Origin of the sequence: Vibrio sp. 10N.222.46.A1, assembly GCF_041473595.1 — a bacterium.
Taxonomy (GTDB): Bacteria; Pseudomonadota; Gammaproteobacteria; order Enterobacterales; family Vibrionaceae; genus Vibrio; species Vibrio tasmaniensis_A.
On the sequence record NZ_JBFRSN010001692.1, the window covers coordinates 1 to 766 of the forward strand.

The window sequence follows — 766 nt, forward strand, 5'->3', positions numbered from 1 at the left end:
GAGTATGAATACTTCATGAGTGAAGAGTTTAGCCTAATTGATTGTTACCTAGCTCCGCTACTATGGCGTTTACCTGAGCTTGGTATCGAACTGATTGGTCCTGGTTCTAAAGAACTTAAGATTTACATGAACCGCGTATTCGAACGTGATTCATTCCTAGCTTCTCTAACAGAAGCTGAGCGTGAGATGCGACTCGTTCGCTAAGCGTTTATGGATATTTCAAATATGACTCCACGCCGACCATACATGCTTCGTGCATTTTATGAATGGCTGGTTGATAACGAACTGACTCCACACTTGGTTGTTGAAGCAACATTGCCGGGTGTGAGAGTTCCAGACGAGTTTGTTCAAGATGGTCAGATCATTCTGAACATCGCGCCTCGTGCGGTTGGACAACTTGAACTGGGTAACGAAGCTGTGACGTTTAGTGCTCGCTTTAGTGGTCGTCCACACTCTGTGATCGTTCCGCTATACGCAGTACAGGCTATTTATGCTCGTGAGAATGGTGCTGGTACCATGTTTGAACCTGAAGAGGCTTACATGGAAGCGTTTGAAGAAGGAATTGAAGAAAGTCCTTTTGAAGAACCAGAAAAAGGCCCATCTTTGAGTGTTGCAACAGCAGACGTAGATGCTGAAGAGTCTGACTCAGAACCTGAGCCATCTCGTCCAGCGAAAGGTCGCCCAAGTCTTCGTGTTATCAAATAGCGTTATTTTTTAAATAACTCCAAATACAAAAAAAGCAGCGATTTATCGCTGCTTTTTCTTT

2 protein-coding genes are annotated in these 766 nt (G+C 44.1%); both read left to right on the top strand.

Going from position 1 to position 766, the window contains the following annotated elements; genetic code table 11:
- Window positions 1–204, top strand: a 204-nt coding sequence (locus tag AB4496_RS28895; RefSeq protein ID WP_372133555.1) for a glutathione binding-like protein, incomplete at its 5' end; no start/stop codon positions are given.
- Window positions 205–210: 6 nt separating this feature from the next.
- Entirely contained in the window at window positions 211–705 is a 495-nt protein-coding gene (gene sspB / locus AB4496_RS28900; protein ID WP_012603204.1) for a ClpXP protease specificity-enhancing factor, read from the top strand.
- Window positions 706–766 lie beyond the last annotated feature (61 nt).